Source organism: Nocardioides zeae, from assembly GCF_030818655.1.
Classification (GTDB): domain Bacteria; phylum Actinomycetota; class Actinomycetes; order Propionibacteriales; family Nocardioidaceae; genus Nocardioides; species Nocardioides zeae_A.
The window spans coordinates 41,946-57,139 of record NZ_JAUTAN010000001.1 but is presented as its reverse complement, the minus strand read 5'-3'; the positions used below and the strand labels follow the sequence as shown (position 1 = coordinate 57,139).

General features: G+C 72.3%; 15 protein-coding genes. 3 read left to right on the top strand and 12 right to left on the bottom strand.

The genetic code is table 11. The features are described 5' to 3' along the window. Positions 1 to 6 precede the first annotated feature (6 nt). The 4 genes from guaB to groES all read right to left on the bottom strand — a co-directional run bounded on the left by guaB (position 7) and on the right by groES (position 4,500). A complete protein-coding gene (gene guaB / locus QE405_RS00270) occupies positions 7 to 1,521 on the bottom strand; it encodes an IMP dehydrogenase (protein ID WP_307198230.1) in 1,515 nt (504 codons plus the stop codon). Positions 1,522 to 1,531: 10 nt separating this feature from the next. Beyond that, complete coding sequence (locus QE405_RS00265; RefSeq protein ID WP_307198229.1) at positions 1,532 to 2,419, bottom strand: GNAT family N-acetyltransferase; 888 nt, start codon at positions 2,417 to 2,419, stop codon at positions 1,532 to 1,534. Positions 2,420 to 2,558: 139 nt separating this feature from the next. Next, entirely contained in the window at positions 2,559 to 4,178 is a 1,620-nt protein-coding gene (gene groL / locus QE405_RS00260) for a chaperonin GroEL (protein WP_307198228.1), read from the bottom strand. Positions 4,179 to 4,203: 25 nt separating this feature from the next. Further along, positions 4,204 to 4,500 carry a co-chaperone GroES gene (gene groES, locus QE405_RS00255; protein ID WP_163772339.1) on the bottom strand — a complete coding sequence of 99 codons (297 nt, stop codon included), beginning with the start codon at positions 4,498 to 4,500 and terminating at the stop codon, positions 4,204 to 4,206. A gap of 208 nt (positions 4,501 to 4,708) precedes the next feature. Between groES and QE405_RS00250 the strand changes: the two genes are divergently transcribed. Next, entirely contained in the window at positions 4,709 to 5,896 is a 1,188-nt protein-coding gene (locus QE405_RS00250) for a class I SAM-dependent methyltransferase (protein ID WP_307198227.1), read from the top strand. On the opposite strand, the gene QE405_RS00245 is transcribed toward QE405_RS00250, so the two are convergent. The 4 genes from QE405_RS00245 to QE405_RS00230 are packed head-to-tail and all read right to left on the bottom strand — an operon-like array spanning position 5,893 to position 9,419. Further along, on the bottom strand, positions 5,893 to 7,110 hold the full coding sequence (locus QE405_RS00245) for an acetyl-CoA C-acetyltransferase (RefSeq protein ID WP_307198226.1): 1,218 nt from the start codon (positions 7,108 to 7,110) through the stop codon (positions 5,893 to 5,895). The two genes, QE405_RS00250 and QE405_RS00245, sit on opposite strands and share 4 nt — an antisense overlap. 34 nt (positions 7,111 to 7,144) lie before the next feature. Next, positions 7,145 to 7,630, bottom strand: a complete 486-nt coding sequence (locus QE405_RS00240; RefSeq protein WP_307198225.1) for a polyketide cyclase — start codon at positions 7,628 to 7,630, stop codon at positions 7,145 to 7,147. A gap of 38 nt (positions 7,631 to 7,668) precedes the next feature. Then, complete coding sequence (locus QE405_RS00235; protein WP_307198224.1) at positions 7,669 to 8,313, bottom strand: MBL fold metallo-hydrolase; 645 nt, start codon at positions 8,311 to 8,313, stop codon at positions 7,669 to 7,671. Next, on the bottom strand, positions 8,313 to 9,419 hold the full coding sequence (locus QE405_RS00230; protein WP_307198223.1) for an S-(hydroxymethyl)mycothiol dehydrogenase: 1,107 nt from the start codon (positions 9,417 to 9,419) through the stop codon (positions 8,313 to 8,315). The genes QE405_RS00235 and QE405_RS00230 overlap by 1 nt, the downstream gene beginning before the upstream one ends. A gap of 107 nt (positions 9,420 to 9,526) precedes the next feature. Here QE405_RS00230 and QE405_RS00225 point away from each other — a divergent pair, with 107 nt between their 5' ends. Then, a complete protein-coding gene (locus QE405_RS00225; RefSeq protein WP_307198222.1) occupies positions 9,527 to 10,069 on the top strand; it encodes a SigE family RNA polymerase sigma factor in 543 nt (180 codons plus the stop codon). Continuing rightward, positions 10,066 to 11,361, top strand: a complete 1,296-nt coding sequence (locus QE405_RS00220) for a hypothetical protein (protein ID WP_307198221.1) — start codon at positions 10,066 to 10,068, stop codon at positions 11,359 to 11,361. The genes QE405_RS00225 and QE405_RS00220 overlap by 4 nt, the downstream gene beginning before the upstream one ends. Before the next feature lie 24 nt (positions 11,362 to 11,385). Here the strand turns inward: QE405_RS00220 and tsaD are convergent, their stop codons facing one another. The 4 genes from tsaD to QE405_RS00200 all read right to left on the bottom strand — a co-directional run bounded on the left by tsaD (position 11,386) and on the right by QE405_RS00200 (position 15,193). Next, the gene (gene tsaD, locus QE405_RS00215; protein WP_307198220.1) at positions 11,386 to 12,429 is read right to left on the bottom strand and encodes a tRNA (adenosine(37)-N6)-threonylcarbamoyltransferase complex transferase subunit TsaD; all 1,044 of its coding nucleotides are present in this window, start codon (positions 12,427 to 12,429) and stop codon (positions 11,386 to 11,388) included. After that, positions 12,426 to 13,850 (bottom strand): hypothetical protein, encoded by a 1,425-nt coding sequence (locus QE405_RS00210; RefSeq protein ID WP_307198219.1) that lies wholly within the window; start codon positions 13,848 to 13,850, stop codon positions 12,426 to 12,428. The genes tsaD and QE405_RS00210 overlap by 4 nt, the downstream gene beginning before the upstream one ends. Before the next feature lie 264 nt (positions 13,851 to 14,114). Beyond that, complete coding sequence (gene yidD, locus QE405_RS00205; protein ID WP_307198218.1) at positions 14,115 to 14,537, bottom strand: membrane protein insertion efficiency factor YidD; 423 nt, start codon at positions 14,535 to 14,537, stop codon at positions 14,115 to 14,117. Continuing rightward, positions 14,534 to 15,193 carry a helix-turn-helix domain-containing protein gene (locus QE405_RS00200; protein ID WP_307198217.1) on the bottom strand — a complete coding sequence of 220 codons (660 nt, stop codon included), beginning with the start codon at positions 15,191 to 15,193 and terminating at the stop codon, positions 14,534 to 14,536. The genes yidD and QE405_RS00200 overlap by 4 nt, the downstream gene beginning before the upstream one ends. Between the last annotated feature and the right edge of the window lies 1 nt (position 15,194).

Here is a 15,194-nt window from a genome sequence, read left to right as displayed (position 1 = left end):
CCCACCTCAGCGGGACTGGTAGTTCGGCGCCTCGGCCACCATCTGGATGTCGTGGGGGTGGCTCTCCTTCAGCGAGGCCGAGGTGATCCGCACGAAGCGCCCCTTCTCCTGCAGCTCCGGGACCGTGCGCGCGCCGATGTAGAACATCGACTGGCTGAGGCCGCCGATGAGCTGGTGGGCCACGGCCGCCAGGGGGCCGCGGTAGGCCACCTGGCCCTCGACGCCCTCGGGCACGATCTTGTCGTCGCTGGTGACCTCGGCCTGGAAGTAGCGGTCCTTGGAGTAGGACTTCTTGCCCCGGCTGCTCATCGCGCCGAGGGAGCCCATGCCGCGGTAGGCCTTGTACTGCTTGCCATTGACGAAGACGAGCTCGCCCGGCGACTCCTCGCAGCCCGCGAGGAGCGAGCCGATCATGACCGACTCGGCACCCGCGACGAGGGCCTTGGCGATGTCGCCCGACTGCTGCAGGCCGCCGTCGGCGATGACCGGGACGCCGGCCGGGTGGCAGGCGAGCGAGGCCTCGTACACGGCCGTCACCTGCGGCACACCGGCACCGGTGACGACGCGCGTCGTGCAGATCGAGCCGGGACCGAAGCCGACCTTGACGGCGTCGGCGCCCGCGTCGACGAAGGCCTGGGCGCCCTCGCGCGTCGCCACGTTGCCGCCGATGACCTGCACGTGCTTCGTCGCCGGGTCGGACTTGAGCCGCTGCACCATGTCGAGCAGCAGCCGCACGTGGCCGTGGGCCGTGTCGGCCACGAGCACGTCGACGCCCGCCTCGATGAGCGTGGTCGCGCGCTCCCACGCGTCGCCGAAGTAGCCGATCGCCGCGCCCACGAGGAGGCGACCGTCCGCGTCGTACGACGCGTCGGGGAACTGCTCGGACTTCACGAAGTCCTTGACGGTGATGAGGCCGCCGAGCTTGCCGTCGGCGTCGACCAGCGGGAGGCGCTCGCGCTTGTGCTTGCGCAGGAGCGCGGTCGCGTCCTCCCGGCTGATGCCCACGTCGCCCGTGATGAGCGGCATCGGGGTCATCACCTCGTCGACCTTCGTGGTCGCCCACTCGGCGACCGGCGTGAAGCGCAGGTCGCGGTTGGTGATGATGCCGAGCAGCGTGTCGGCGGGGTCGACGACGGGGAGGCCGGAGACCCGGTACTCCCCGCAGATGCGGTCGAGGTCCTCCAGCGTCGCGTCGGGGCCGATGGTGACGGGGTTGGAGATGATGCCCGTCTGGGTGCGCTTGACCAGGTCCACCTGGTAGGCCTGGTCGGCCACCGAGAGGTTGCGGTGCAGGATGCCGATGCCGCCCTGGCGGGCCATCGCGATCGCCATGCGGGACTCGGTCACCGTGTCCATGGCGGCGGAGATGAGCGGGGCCTTCAGGGAGATCTCGCGCGTGAGCCGCGAGGTGGTGTCGATCTCGCTGGGTGCCAGGTCGGAGTAGCCCGGCAGCAGCAGCACGTCGTCGTAGGTCAGACCGAGGGCGGCGAACTTGTCGGGGACTCCGGCGGTGGCGCTCATGGGAGCCAGTCTAGGCCCGCGGCAGCGGCCTCAGCTCCCGCACCGGGATGCGAACGGTGAGCACGTCCGCCGACATGCGGATCCGGCCCCGGAGGCCCGCGGCGAGCACCAGCGGGAGGACCGCCTGGTTGTCCGCACGGGTGGACAGGAGGATGTCCTGGGCGCCCTCGCCGGCCGCGAGCCGGGCGATGTCGGAGAGCAGCCGCGTGCCGATCCCCCGGCGCTGCCAGCTCGGGTCGACCTCGAGGTCGACGGGGTGCAGGCCGGGCTCGGCGCTCGGCTCCGCGGGCCGCAGCGTGGCCACGCCCACCACGACGCCCTGCACGGTCGCCTGCACCGTGCGGCCCACCACCTCGAAGGTCGGGGTCGCGCCGCCGCCCATCCGGCGGGCGCTCGAGCCGAGCACCGTGGGCGTGCGCGCCAGCACGTCCGAGACCAGGTCGGCCATCGCCGCTCCCCGGGCGTGCTCGGTGGCGGTGAAGGCGGCCCGGCGGCGTACCTGGACCTGGACGTCCCCGACCGTCATCTCCATCACGTCGCCGGTGGTGGCGTCCCCGGGCTCGGCGTCGAAGAGCTGCGCGACGACCTCGGGGAACCGCGACGGCCGCGCGATCACGGCCCGGGCCGCCTGCACGTAGCGCGCGGGCTGGTCGACCAGGGCCGCCTCCGTGCACGGGGTGCCGACGACGTCGGTCCCGCCCGCCCCCTCCAGGAGGCCGGTGAGCTGCTCGAGGGTCCAGCCCTCCGGGGTGCGCACGACGAGCTCGTCGGTCACGGCCTCGACGCCCGGGAAGACCTGGAGCGCGAGGATGTTGACGCCCGCGGCGCCGCACTCCTGGGCGAGGACGGCCAGGGTGCCCGGTCGGTCGGGGAGGGTGGTGCGTACTCGCCACAGCATGGGGCTGACGGTGCGCCGTGCGTGTTGCGCGACCGGGGCAGGGGTGTTTCGGCGGTGCAACAACGTGGCGCGGACGCACGCCGCCCCCGACGCCACGAGGGCGCCGGGGGCGGAGCGGTGGTGCTGGTGGAGCGGTCGCTCAGTGACCGTGGCCGTGGCCGTGACCGGCGGCGGCCGGCTCCTCCTCCTCGGGCTTGTCGACGACCAGGGTCTCGGTCGTCAGCAGCAGGCCCGCGATGGAGACGGCGTTGACCAGCGCGGAGCGGGTCACCTTGACGGGGTCGAGGACGCCCTGGGCGACCAGGTCGCCGTACTCGCCCGTGGCGGCGTTGTAGCCGTTGCCCACGCCGAGCTCGCGCACCTTGGAGACCACGACGTAGCCCTGCTCGCCGCCGTTCTCGGCGATCCAGCGGAGCGGCTCGTCGACGGCCTTGCGCACGATGCGCACGCCGACCGCCTCGTCGCCGGTGAGGCCGAGGTCGCCCTCGAGCGCCGCGGCGGCGTGGATGATCGCGGAGCCACCGCCGGGGACGATGCCCTCCTCGATCGCGGCGCGCGTCGCGGAGACGGCGTCCTCGATGCGGTGCTTCTTCTCCTTGAGCTCGACCTCGGTGGCCGCGCCGACCTTGATGACGACGACGCCGCCGGCCAGCTTGGCGAGGCGCTCCTGGAGCTTCTCGCGGTCCCAGTCGGAGTCGGTGTTCTCGATCTCCGCCTTGATCTGGTTGACGCGACCCTCGACGGCCGACGCGTCGCCGGCGCCGTCGACGATCGTGGTGTTGTCCTTCGTCACCACGACGCGGCGGGCCTGGCCGAGCACCTCGAGGCCGACCTGGTCGAGCTTGAGCCCGACCTCGGGGGCCACGACCTGGGCGCCCGTGAGCACCGCGATGTCCTGGAGGATCGCCTTGCGACGGTCACCGAACGCAGGCGCCTTGACGGCGACGGCGGTGAAGGTGCCGCGGATCTTGTTGACGACGAGGGTGGAGAGCGCCTCGCCCTCGAGGTCCTCGGCGATGATGAAGAGCGACTTGCCCGCGGCGATGACCTTCTCGAGCAGCGGGAGCAGCTCGGCGACGGCCGAGATCTTCCCCTGGTGCAGGAGGATGTAGGGGTCGTCGAGGACAGCCTCGCGGCCCTCCGAGTCGGTGACGAAGTACTGCGAGATGAAGCCCTTGTCGAACTGCATGCCCTCGGTGAACTCGAGGTCGGTGCCGAGCGTGTTCGACTCCTCGACGGTGATGACGCCGTCCTTGCCCACCTTGTCGAAGGCGTCGGCGAGCAGGGCGCCGATGTGCGCGTCGCGCGAGGAGATCGTGCCGACGCTGGCCACGTCCTCCTTGTTGTCGACCTCGCGGGCGGCGTCGCGGAGCGCGTCGCCGACGGCCGCGGCGGCCAGGTCGAGGCCGCGCTTCAGGCCGAGCGGGTTGGCACCGGCGGCGACGGCACGGAGGCCCTCGTGCACCAGGGCCTGCGCCAGCACCGTCGCGGTCGTCGTGCCGTCACCGGCGACGTCGTTGGTCTTGGTCGCGACCTCCTTGGTGAGCTGGGCACCGAGGTTCTCGAACGGGTCGTCCAGCTCGACCTCACGAGCGACGGTCACGCCGTCGTTCGTGATGGTCGGGGCGCCCCACTTCTTGTCGAGGACGACGTAGCGGCCCTTGGGGCCGAGCGTCACCTTGACGGTGTTCGCGAGCGCGTCGACGCCGCGCTCGAGCGAGCGACGAGCGTTCTCGTCGAACTCAAGGATCTTGGGCATGTCTCTCCTCAGAGAAGCTGCAGGGTCAGGAGACGATCGCGAGGACGTCGCGACCCGAGAGGATCAGGTACTCCTGGCCCGCGACCTTGACCTCGGTGCCGCCGTACTTGCTGTAGATGACCTTGTCACCGACCGCGATGTCGAGCGGGATGCGCTCGTCGCCGTCCTCGTTCCAACGCCCGGGGCCCACCGCGAGGACCTCGCCCTCCTGGGGCTTCTCCTTGGCGGTGTCGGGGATGACGAGACCGGACGCCGTGGTCTGCTCGGCGTCGAGCGGCTTGACGACGATGCGGTCCTCGAGGGGCTTGATGTTGACCGACACGATGTCGACCTCCACTTTCCGTGCGGATCCGAATGCCGGACGGCGGACGCCGCCCGGCGGGGGCTGTGGTCGTCGCCGGCTCCGAGCGCGCCGTCGCGGGGGTCGCGCCGTCGTCGTCGACGATTGGCACACTCACCCGGAGAGTGCCAGCGCCGACGTTAGCACTCCACCAGAGGGAGTGCCAGAAGTGTCTGGGAGGATGGACGACGTGGACCTCGAGACCTTCCGGTGGCTGCTGACGCACGACGGGCGCACGCTGCTGGACGTGGCCTCCCGGGCGTACGCCGACGCCGACGGCGACCCGGTGCGCGCGGCGGCCGCGGTGCGGCGCACCGAGCCGGACCCCGAGCGCTCCGCCGCCGCGCTGACCCAGGTCGGGCTCCGCGTACGCGGTGTCGCGAAGTTCGGCGAGGACGCGCTGCGGATGTTCTTCACGCCCGACGGGCTCGAGCAGGCGACCCGCCGCTCCGTGGCCGACCACCGGGCCGCCCGGCTCGCCGCGGCCCGGCCCTCGTCCGTCGTCGACCTCGGCTGCGGCATCGGTGGCGACCTCACCGCCCTGGCCCGCGCCGGGCTCGTCGCGGCGGGGGTGGACCTCGACCCGCTGCGCGTGGCGATCGCCGAGGCGAACCTGGCCGCCCTCGGGCTCGAGGGGGCGGTCACCGTCGCGGACGCGACGACGCTGCCCCTCGGCGGGTTCGGGGTCGCCGCCGTCGACCCCGCTCGGCGGGACGGCCGCGGCCGCGTCTTCGACGCCGATGCCTGGGTGCCCTCGTGGGACTTCGTCGCGGGCCTGCTCACGAGCCGCCCGGCCGTCGCGAAGCTCGCGCCGGGCCTCCCCCACGACCTCGTCCCCGACGGCGTCGAGGCGGAGTGGGTCAGCGACCGCGGCGAGGTGAAGGAGGCGGTGCTCTGGTCACCCCACCTCGCGGTCAGCCGGCGGCGCGCGACCGTGCTGCGGGCCGAGGGGCTCGCGACGCTCACGGAGGAGGACGACCCCCACGACGGCGCCGAGCGTCCCGTCCGCGGGATCGGCCGCTACCTCTACGAGCCCGACGGTGCGGTCATCCGCGCCGGTCTCGTCACGGCCGTGGCCGGGGCCGTCGAGGGCGGCCTGCTCGACGAGCACATCGCCTACGTGACCTCGGACGCCGGGTTCCGCACGCCGTTCGCCGCGACGTACGAGGTGGTGGAGGAGCTGCCCTACCGCGAGAAGGCGCTCCGCGCCGCGCTCCGCGAGCGCGGCGTCGGGCGGCTCACCATCAAGAAGCGCGGCGTCGACGTCGTCCCGGAGCAGCTGCGCAAGCGGCTGGCGCTCCGGGGCGACGCCGAGGCGACGGTGGTGCTCACCCGGGTGGCCGGGGAGGGTACGGCGCTGCTCGTGCGCCCGGTCTAGGAGAGGCGCTCGATGACCATCGCCATGCCCTGGCCGCCGCCGACGCACATCGACTCGACGCCGAACTGCTTGTCGTGCCACCGCAGGGAGTTGATGAGGGTGCTCGTGATGCGGGCACCCGTCATGCCGAAGGGGTGACCGACGGCGATCGCGCCGCCGTTGACGTTGAGCTTGTCGACGTCGATCCCGATCTGCTGCGCCGAGCCGAGCGCCTGCACGGCGAACGCCTCGTTGATCTCGAACAGGTCGATGTCGCCCACGCCCATGCCCGCGTTGCGCAGCGCGGCCGGGATCGCCTCGACCGGACCGAGGCCCATGATCTCGGGCGAGAGGCCGGTGACGGCGGTGGAGACGATGCGCGCGAGCGGGGTGAGGCCCAGCTCCTTCGCCTTCGTGTCGCTCATGATCACGAGGGCCGCGGCGCCGTCGTTGAGCGGGCAGGCGTTGCCCGCCGTGACCGTGCCGTCGGGGCGGAAGACGGGCTTGAGCTGGCTGATGGCCTCGTACGTCGTGCCCGCCCGCGGACCGTCGTCGGTCGAGACGACGGTGCCGTCCGGCAGGGTCACCGGGGTGATGTCGGTGGCCCAGAAGCCGCTGGCGATGGCCTCCTCGGTGAGGTTCTGGCTGCGGACGGCGAAGCGGTCCTGCTCCTCGCGGCTCATGCCGAGCTTCTGGGCGACGTTCTCCGCGGTCTGGCCCATCGCGATGTAGGCGTCGGGCAGCGTGCCGTCCTCGCGCGGGTCGCGCCACACGTCGGCACCGCCGGTCGCGCGGGCCTCGGTGCGGCGGACGGCCTCGGCGAAGACGGGGTTCTGGGCGGCGGGGTCGTCGGCGAACCCGGCGCCGAAGCGGCTGACCGTCTCCACGCCGCCCGACAGGAAGACGTCGCCCTCGCCGGCCTTGATGGCGTGGAACGCCATGCGGGTCGTCTGCAGGCTCGACGAGCAGTAGCGGTTGACCGTCACGCCGGGGAGGTGGTCCATCCCGGCGAGCACGGCGACGATGCGGGCCAGGTTGTTGCCCGACTCGCCGGCGGGCTGGCCGACGCCGAGGGCGAGGTCGACGATGTCCGCGCGGTCGAGCTCGGGGACCTTCGCGAGCGCGGCCTCGACCATCTGCACGGCCAGGTCGTCGGGACGCATGTCCTTGAGCGACCCCTTGCCGGCACGGCCGATGGGCGAGCGGGCGGTGGAGACGATGACGGCTTCGGGCATGGGGGCTCCTGTGTCTGTCGGTGGGGGCGGGAGTTCAGCGGGCGCGACGGGCGACGACGCGGGCGAGGATGCCGAGCGTGCCCTTGAGGTGCTGCTCGGAGATGACGGGGAAGATCTTCTTCCACCGGTCGTGGGCGTTCGACCAGTCGTAGTAGCTGGTCACGAGGGTGCGCGCGGAGCCGTCCTCGGACGGTTCCGTCGGCTCGAGGCGGTAGCCGTAGACGTGACCGATCGGCGGCTTGATGGTGCCGACGATGCGCCAGGCCACCTCCCGATCGGGCTCGAGGGTCTCGATGACGACCGTGACGTCGTACTCCCCCATCTCGGGGAGGTCGCCGAGCGCCTCGCGGTCCATGTGGACGACGAAGGTGTCACCGACGGCGCGCGGGCGGTCCCCGCTCGCCGACTGGAGCATGCCGGAGGAGTCGATGTCGACGTGGCCCTCGGGATCGGTGAGGACGTCGAAGATCGCGCTCGCCGGGGCGGCGATCACGCGGGTGGTCTCGAGGCGCTCGGTCACGTCGCCCACCCTAGACGGGCGACGGACCGAGCGCTCGGTCAGGTGAGGTTCGTCATCTCCGCGGCGATCGTCGTGTCGTCGCCGTGACCGGTGTGGACGACCGTGTCGCCGGGCAGGGCGAAGAGCCGTGCCTTGATCGATGCCTCGATGGTGGGGCGGTCGGAGTAGGACCGGCCGGTGGCCCCCGGGCCGCCGTTGAACAAGGTGTCGCCGGTGAAGACGACACCGAGCTCGGGGGCGTGCAGGCAGACCGCGCCCGGGGCGTGGCCCGGGGTGTGCAGCACGGTCAGGGTCGTGCCCCCGACCGCGATCTCCTGGCCGTCGGAGAGGTCGACGTCCCAGAGCTCGCCGTGCTCGCCGGTGCCGTGGGTCAGCTCCCACAGCGGCCGGTCGTCGGGGTGCAGCAGGATCGGCGCGCTCGTGCGCTTGCGGAGCTCGGGCGCGACGCGGACGTGGTCGTCGTGGGCGTGGGTGCACACGATGGCCTTGACCCTGCGGTCCCCGACGACGCCGAGGATGGCCTCGACGTCGTGCGGGGCGTCGATCACGACCACCTCGGAGTCGTCACCCACGACCCAGATGTTGTTGTCGACGTCGTACGTCTCCCCGTCCAGGCTGAACGTGCCCGCGACGACGCCGTGGTCCACGCGGGCGCCGCCGGCGGCGTGGTGGGAGCTCGCCATCAGAGGACCACCACGCTGCGCAGGACCTCGCCGTGGTGCATCTTCTCGAACGCGGCCTCGACGTCCTCGATCCCGATCTCCTCGGTCACGAACGCGTCGAGGTCGAGACGGCCCTGGCGGTAGAGGTCGACCAGCATCGGGAAGTCGCGGTTGGGCAGGCAGTCGCCGTACCAGCTCGACTTCAGCGACCCACCGCGACCGAACACGTCGATCAGCGGGATCTGCGGGACCTTCATGTCCGGCGTCGGCACGCCGACCAGGACCACCGTGCCGGCCAGGTCGCGGGCGTAGAAGGCCTGCTCCCAGGTCTCGGGACGACCGACCGCCTCGATCACCACGTCCGCACCGTCCGCGCCCTCGTGACCCGCCGCCGCGCCCGCGATCGCCTTGATCGCCGCGACCGCATCGGTCTCCTTCGAGTTCACCGTGTGGGTGGCGCCCAGCTTCCTCGCGCCCTCGAGCTTCTTGTCGTCGATGTCGACCGCGATGATCGTGCCCGCACCCGCCAGCGCCGCGCCCGCGATCGCGGCCACGCCGACACCGCCGCAGCCGATGACGGCCACGACGTCGCCGCGCGACACGTTGCCGGTGTTGATCGCGGCACCGATGCCGGCCATCACGCCGCAGCCCAGCAGGCCCACGGCAGCCGGACGGGCCTCCGGGTCGACCTTCGTGCACTGCCCCGCGGCCACCAGCGTCTTCTCGGCGAACGCCCCGATGCCCAGGGCCGGCGACAGCGGCGTACCGTCCGCCAGCGTCATCTTCTGCGTCGCGTTGTGGGTGTTGAAGCAGTACTGCGGCTCGCCGCGGTCGCACGCGCGACAGTCGCCGCACACCGCGCGCCAGTTCAGCACCACGAAGTCACCCGGCGCGACCGCCGTGACGCCCTCGCCGACCGCCTCCACGACACCTGCGGCCTCGTGGCCCAGCAGGAACGGGAACTCGTCGTTGATCCCACCCTCGCGGTAGTGCAGGTCCGTGTGGCACACCCCGCACGCCTGCACCTGCACCAGCGCCTCGCCCGGCCCCGGGTCGGGCACCAGGATCGTCTCCAGGCTCACCGGCTCCCCGACCGACTTCGCGACGACTGCCTTGACCTCATGCATGTGGGACTCCCTCTCCTGGAGCTCGTGGACCTGACCCGACGCATTCTCCCCGATGCAACCGATCGGAGGACGGTCGCGTCTTGGTGGCGGAATGATGGAGGTGAGAGATGACGACCCCAGGAGCGACGTTGACGACGCCCCGGCGACGCAGCCGTGACGAGGAGTTCGCGGACTACATGGCGGCGCGCCAGGCGAGCCTGCTGCGCACCGCGTACCTGCTGTGCGGCGACCGGCACACCGCCGAGGACCTCGTGCAGACGACACTGGCGAAGCTGTACCTCGCGTGGGACAAGGTCGAGGCGCAGACGTCGCTCGACGGCTACGCGCGACGGATCCTCGTCAACGAGCACAACTCGCTGTGGCGGCGCGCGTGGAAGAAGCGCGAGTCCAGCACCGCCGAGGTGCCCGACACCGTGCAGCACCGCGACGACTACGACGACGGCACCGCCGGGCGGTTGTGGGCCTTCGTGCAGACCCTGCCCCGCAAGCAGCGCGCGGTGATCGTGCTGCGCTACTACGAGGGCCTCAGCGAGGCCGAGATCGCCACCACCCTCGGGATCTCCCCCGGGACCGTGAAGTCGCAGGCCAGCCGCGCGCTCGCGGCCCTGCGGGACCGGACCCCCTCCCACCTCCGAGAGGAGCAGCGATGACGAACGACCTGGACGACCAGCTGACCCGCACCCTGCGCGAGCACGCCGGGGACGCCGGTACGCCGCGGCTCGACCTCGACGCCGTACGGGGTCGCGCCCGCCGGATCCGGCGCACCCGCACCGCTCTGGTCGGGGCGGGAGCCGCCGCCGTCGTGCTCGCCGTCGTCGCGCCGCTGGGGCTGCTCGGCGGAGGGTCCAGCGACCGGTCGGTCGACCCGGTGACGGGTGGTACGGCGAGTGCCGATCGCACGCGGCACCTCCTGATGGACCTCGGCGACCTTCCGGAGGGGGCCCCGGCCGAGGTGCCGTACCGGCTCGACGGGGTGCTGCACCTTCCCGGCGGGGCGACGTACGAGCTCCCGTTCGACGCCATCTCCGGCTCGCTCGGCGATGTGGTGCCGTACGCCGCGGGCGGCTGGCTGGCGACAGTGGATCCGGGGCGCGGCGGTGAGTACGACCTCTACCACCTCGACGGCCAGGGCGAGCTGGTCGAGATCCTGACGGGCCTCGACGAGGAGCGACTGGTGAACCCCACCTTGGCCTACGATCCCGCGACGGGGCGCGTGGCGTGGGTGGAGTCGTCCATCGGGGCGGGCGAGGGAGGTATCGAGACCCTCGTTGTCGCCGATGCGGACGGCGACGAGCTGTGGCGCCGCCCCCTGGCGACGGGGCCCAACTTCGATCCCGTCAGCCGGCCCCTCGGGTTCCGAGGCGACGACGTGATCGTGGAGGCTCAAGAGCTGGGCCGGTCCGTCCGAACGATCCGGTTGACCCAGGACGGCATCATCACGGTGCTCTCCCGCACCCCCAGCGACGCCGTGTCGCCGGACGGTTCACTCGTCGCTCGTCCCACGGGTGAGACCGGCGAGCTCGACCAGGCGTGCCGCGGGGTCTACCCCGCGGGCGAGGATGCTCCCCTCGCGTGGTCGACCGAGACCTGCGCGACCACCTACGGCCTCTTCGACCGTGACAGCCGCTGGGTGACCGCGGGCCCGTACGAGCAGTACGCCGAGGCCGGCGGGCTGATCGACAGCGTCCGCGATGCTCGCAACGGTCGCGGCGTTCTCCAGGTCAACTCCCCGGAGGGCACTCAGACGTTCGTCAGGGGCGGCGCCTGGGAAGGTTCGTCCTCCCTGATCGTCGAGGTGCAGCAGAGCATGTCGTCCACCGCCCCGGCTCGCTACGCCCTCGTCCGCATCGATGTCGACAGCGGACGAGCGGAACTCGCAGCTCCGATCGAGGACTACGACGCCGAGTGGGACAACGGGGCTGGGCGGTTCTTCGTGAAGTGACGCCTCGCGAGCTCGCCGGCCCCCTCAGACCAGCACGCTCGTGACGGGCTGGGAGGAGTCGGCGGGCAGGTCGAGCGCGGAGGGGGTGCGTCCGCGGGCCACCATCTCCGCGCCGAGCGCAGCGACCATCGCGCCGTTGTCGGTGCACAGGCCGGGGCGCGGGATGCGGACCCGTACGCCGACGCGCTCGGCCCGCTCCAGCACCATCGCGCGCAGGCGGGAGTTGGCCGCGACGCCGCCACCCAGGAGGAGGTCCTCGATCCCCTCCGCGGTGGCGGCGTCGAGCGCCTTGCGGACGAGGACGTCGCAGACCGCCTCCTGGAAGCTCGCGGCGACGTCGGGCACCGAGACGGGCTCGCCGGAGCGCTCGCGCGCCTCGACCCAGCGGGCGACCGCGGTCTTGAGGCCGGAGAACGAGAAGTCGAAGCGGTGCCGCTCGAGGTCGCGACGGGCCGTCAGGCCACGGGGGAAGTCGATCGTGATCTCGCCGTCGCGGGCAGCGCGGTCGACGTGCGGGCCACCCGGGAACGGCAGGCCGAGCAGGCGGGCGACCTTGTCGAACGCCTCCCCCGCCGCGTCGTCGATCGTGGCGCCCATCGGGTCCACACCCAGGGTGAGGTCGGTGACCTTGAGCAGGCTCGAGTGACCGCCCGAGACCAGCATGGCGATGCAGGGCTCGGGCAGCGGCCCGTGCTCGAGCTGGTCGACGGCGACGTGGGCGGCGAGGTGGTTGACGCCGTACAGCGGCTTGCCCAGACCGACGGCGAGCGCCTTGGCGCTCGCGACGCCGACCAGGAGCGCTCCTGCGAGGCCGGGGCCGCTCGTCACGGCGATGGCGTCGACGTCGCTCGGGCGGATCCCCGCGGTCGCGCAGGCGCGCTCGATCGTCGGGACCATGGCCTCGAGGTGGGCGCGGCTGGCGACCTCCGGGACGACGCCGCCGAACCGCGCGTGCTCCTCGACGCTGCTCGCGACCGTGTCGGCCAGCAGCGTCGTGCCGCGCACGATCCCGACGCCCGTCTCGTCACACGAGGTCTCGATGCCGAGGACGAGGGGTTCGGTGCTCACGCGTCGGATTGTTCCAGAGGCGGTCTCGCGGCGAAGGCGAGGTGGAGGCGGGCTTCCATCTCGGAGCAGGGGTGGGTGCCGGTCGGGTCGATGGTGAAGCCGAGACCGTTCGGGGTGAGCCAGACATAGTGGCCCGGCGCGCGTTGGCGGGCTTGGTAGCCGGCGTGGGTCTTCCAGCGGTGGTGGCGGCGTTGCAGGAGGCCCGAGTTGTGGGTGCCGGTCTGGGCTGGTTGTTGTGCTTCGGGGGATCGCTCGGGGTCGTGGTCGAACGGGGTGGGGTGGTCGTAGTCGGCGTTGCGGCTGGTGGAGGTGGCATACGGCCAGTAGTCGCCGCCGGTGGTGAGGTGAACGCGTTCTTTGATGGCTTCGGGGTGTTCGTAGGCGGTGGTGCGGACCGCGTCGGCCAGGTCGATGACCGGTTTCACGGTGACCTGGGTGGTGGCGAGGAGCTGGTGGAGGGCGCCGAGGGTGCGGGGGCCGAGTTCTTCGGCGCGGGCGACGCCCTTCGTCCCGAGGAGGGTGGCTTCGTGGAGGTGGACGTAGAGGACCGCCTTCGGCCGCAGCTTCGTCAGGTCGGTGCGGTGGAGCTTGTCGAGCACGTCGGCGGGGAGTGCGGTCGCGCGCGAGGGCGCGAGGGGTTCGTCGTCGGTGACCGGACCGGCCTGCGCGGGATCAGCGGTCTCGGCGGTCTCGTGCTCGACCAGCAGGGCGAGGAGCTCGGCAGGCCGCGCGAGGTAACCCAGCGCGATCGCACGGACCTCGTCCGCGGTCGCATCCGGGTGACCCGGGGTGAGGATCTCCGCGACCCGGGTGACGGTGGCCTGCACCCACGCCGCATCACCCGCATCCAGCCGCGCGATCAACGTCCGCAACCCGTACTCGTCGGTCCGGCCCAGACCCACGTAGCGGCGGCGCTTCTCCTCCTCCACCCGCTCCTCGTGCAGCGCGGGGTCGGCCTCGATCACCTTGCCCTCGGCCACCGTCAGCACCCGCCCGGGTGCCTCGGTGGCGATCATCCGCGCCACCGCAGAGTCGACGACTCCGACCACCGCACGCGGCAGATGCCGCGACATCCGGGCGACCTTCCGCGCGACGTACACCTCCGCGCTCCCCTGCCGCACCACCGCCCACGTCAACGGCAGCCGGTGCTGCAGGTCCAGCACGTCCGCGAGGGCGTTGATCGTCGCGACCACACCCGAGCTGCGGGCGAGGGCGATCTCCCCGAGGGCGTGGTCCTGCACCCGCGGCGTCCCCTCCCCACCCACGTCGACCAACGGGTTCCGCACACGGTTCGACTCCCCGGAGTGCACCGCAGCCCACGCCGCGATCACCTCCAGGTCGGCCACCTCCGCCAACCGGCGGGCGCGCACCGCCCCAGCAGCTGCATCCAGCAGCTCACGAGGCGAAAGGTGGTCGAACATGTGTGCGATTCTACGCCTCGCCGACCTGCCCCGCCACCGCGATTCCACAGGCACACAAGGCCCAGCTCGATGGCCTCACCGCGGCGTACAAGACAACTCGACGCTCACGCCGCGCCGTACAACCCAGCTCGACGCACCCGCCGCGCCGTACAACCCAACTCGACACGCACGCCGCGCCGTACAACCCAACTCGACGCCCCCGCCGCGCCGTCCAACCCAACTCGACGCCCCCGCCGCGCCGTCCAACCCAACTCGACGCAGAGATCAGCAGGCGTGGGAGGCCGCGCGGCAGGCGCGGAGGCGGCGGAGGACGCGGAGGCCGCCGCCGAGGAGGCCGTGGGCCGAGATCGCCTCGAGGCCGTAGCGGGAGCACGACGGGCTCAGGTGGCACACCGGCTCGGGCCGAGCGGCGGAGACGTTGACCTGGTAGGACCGCACCGCGCGCGAGGCCAGGCGTGCGCCGACCGTGGACGGACGCGCCGTGTGGGGATCGACCGCGCTCGCGCGGAACATGCCGAGCACCGCCTGGAGCAGCACGGTCAGGGCCAGGAACGAGAAGCAGTCGGCGTCGCAACAGCCGGAGCAATCGGGGGTACGGTCCCGCTTCTTCCTCCCGGGCAGCGCCCGCCGGCCGCGCGGCTGCTGCCGCTGCTTGCGGCGTCGCTGCTCCCACCACCGCACGTTCACAGCGCCGCCTCCGGGAAGGCGATCACGGAGAGGAACCGGATGGGCAGCTCGACCAGCTCGACCGGTCCGTGGGCGCCCTCGCCGTCCATCTGCAGCGAGTCGCCGGGGTGGAGGCGGTACACCGTGCGGGAGTGGGAGTAGTCCATGGCGCCCTCCAGCATGAAGATGAACTCGGTCCCGGGGTGCTGGAAGAGCGGGTAGGTCTCGCTCTTCTCCGTGAGCGTCACGTGGAGGCACTCGAGCCGCTTGTGCTCGCCGCGCAGCGAGCCGAGGAGCTCGTACTCGTGCCCCTCCTTCGTCCCCGCCCGCACGATGCGGGCCCCGGTGCCGGCCGCCACGAACGCCGCCGGGCGCTCGGCGTCGGCGCCGCGGAAGAGGGAGGTGACCGGTACGTCGAGGCCGACGGCCAGCCGCGCCAAGGTGGAGAGGCTGCAGGAGGTCTGGGCGTTCTCGATCTTCGACAGCATCGCCTTCGAGATGCCGACCCTCTCCGCCATCTCCCCCACCGAGAGGCCCTGCTGGGTGCGCAGGCTCCGCACGTTGCGCGCGATGGCCTCCTCGAGCTCGAGCTCCTCGAGAGGATCCTCCGGGCGACGCTCCCGCGCCGTACCGGCCCGGTTGCGCAGCAGTGCGGCGTCGTTCTCCTCGGTGGACACG

Bases quoted from the DNA above. Each gene is read 5' to 3' on its own strand.
- guaB (WP_307198230.1), bottom strand. From the start codon at position 1,521: ATGAGCGCCACCGCCGGAGTCCCCGACAAGTTCGCCGCCCTCGGTCTG.
- QE405_RS00265 (WP_307198229.1), bottom strand. From the start codon at position 2,419: ATGCTGTGGCGAGTACGCACCACCCTCCCCGACCGACCGGGCACCCTG.
- groL (WP_307198228.1), bottom strand. From the start codon at position 4,178: ATGCCCAAGATCCTTGAGTTCGACGAGAACGCTCGTCGCTCGCTCGAG.
- QE405_RS00245 (WP_307198226.1), bottom strand. From the start codon at position 7,110: ATGCCCGAAGCCGTCATCGTCTCCACCGCCCGCTCGCCCATCGGCCGT.
- QE405_RS00235 (WP_307198224.1), bottom strand. From the start codon at position 8,313: ATGGCGAGCTCCCACCACGCCGCCGGCGGCGCCCGCGTGGACCACGGC.
- QE405_RS00230 (WP_307198223.1), bottom strand. From the start codon at position 9,419: ATGCATGAGGTCAAGGCAGTCGTCGCGAAGTCGGTCGGGGAGCCGGTG.
- QE405_RS00225 (WP_307198222.1), top strand. From the start codon at position 9,527: ATGACGACCCCAGGAGCGACGTTGACGACGCCCCGGCGACGCAGCCGT.
- QE405_RS00220 (WP_307198221.1), top strand. From the start codon at position 10,066: ATGACGAACGACCTGGACGACCAGCTGACCCGCACCCTGCGCGAGCAC.
- QE405_RS00210 (WP_307198219.1), bottom strand. From the start codon at position 13,850: ATGTTCGACCACCTTTCGCCTCGTGAGCTGCTGGATGCAGCTGCTGGG.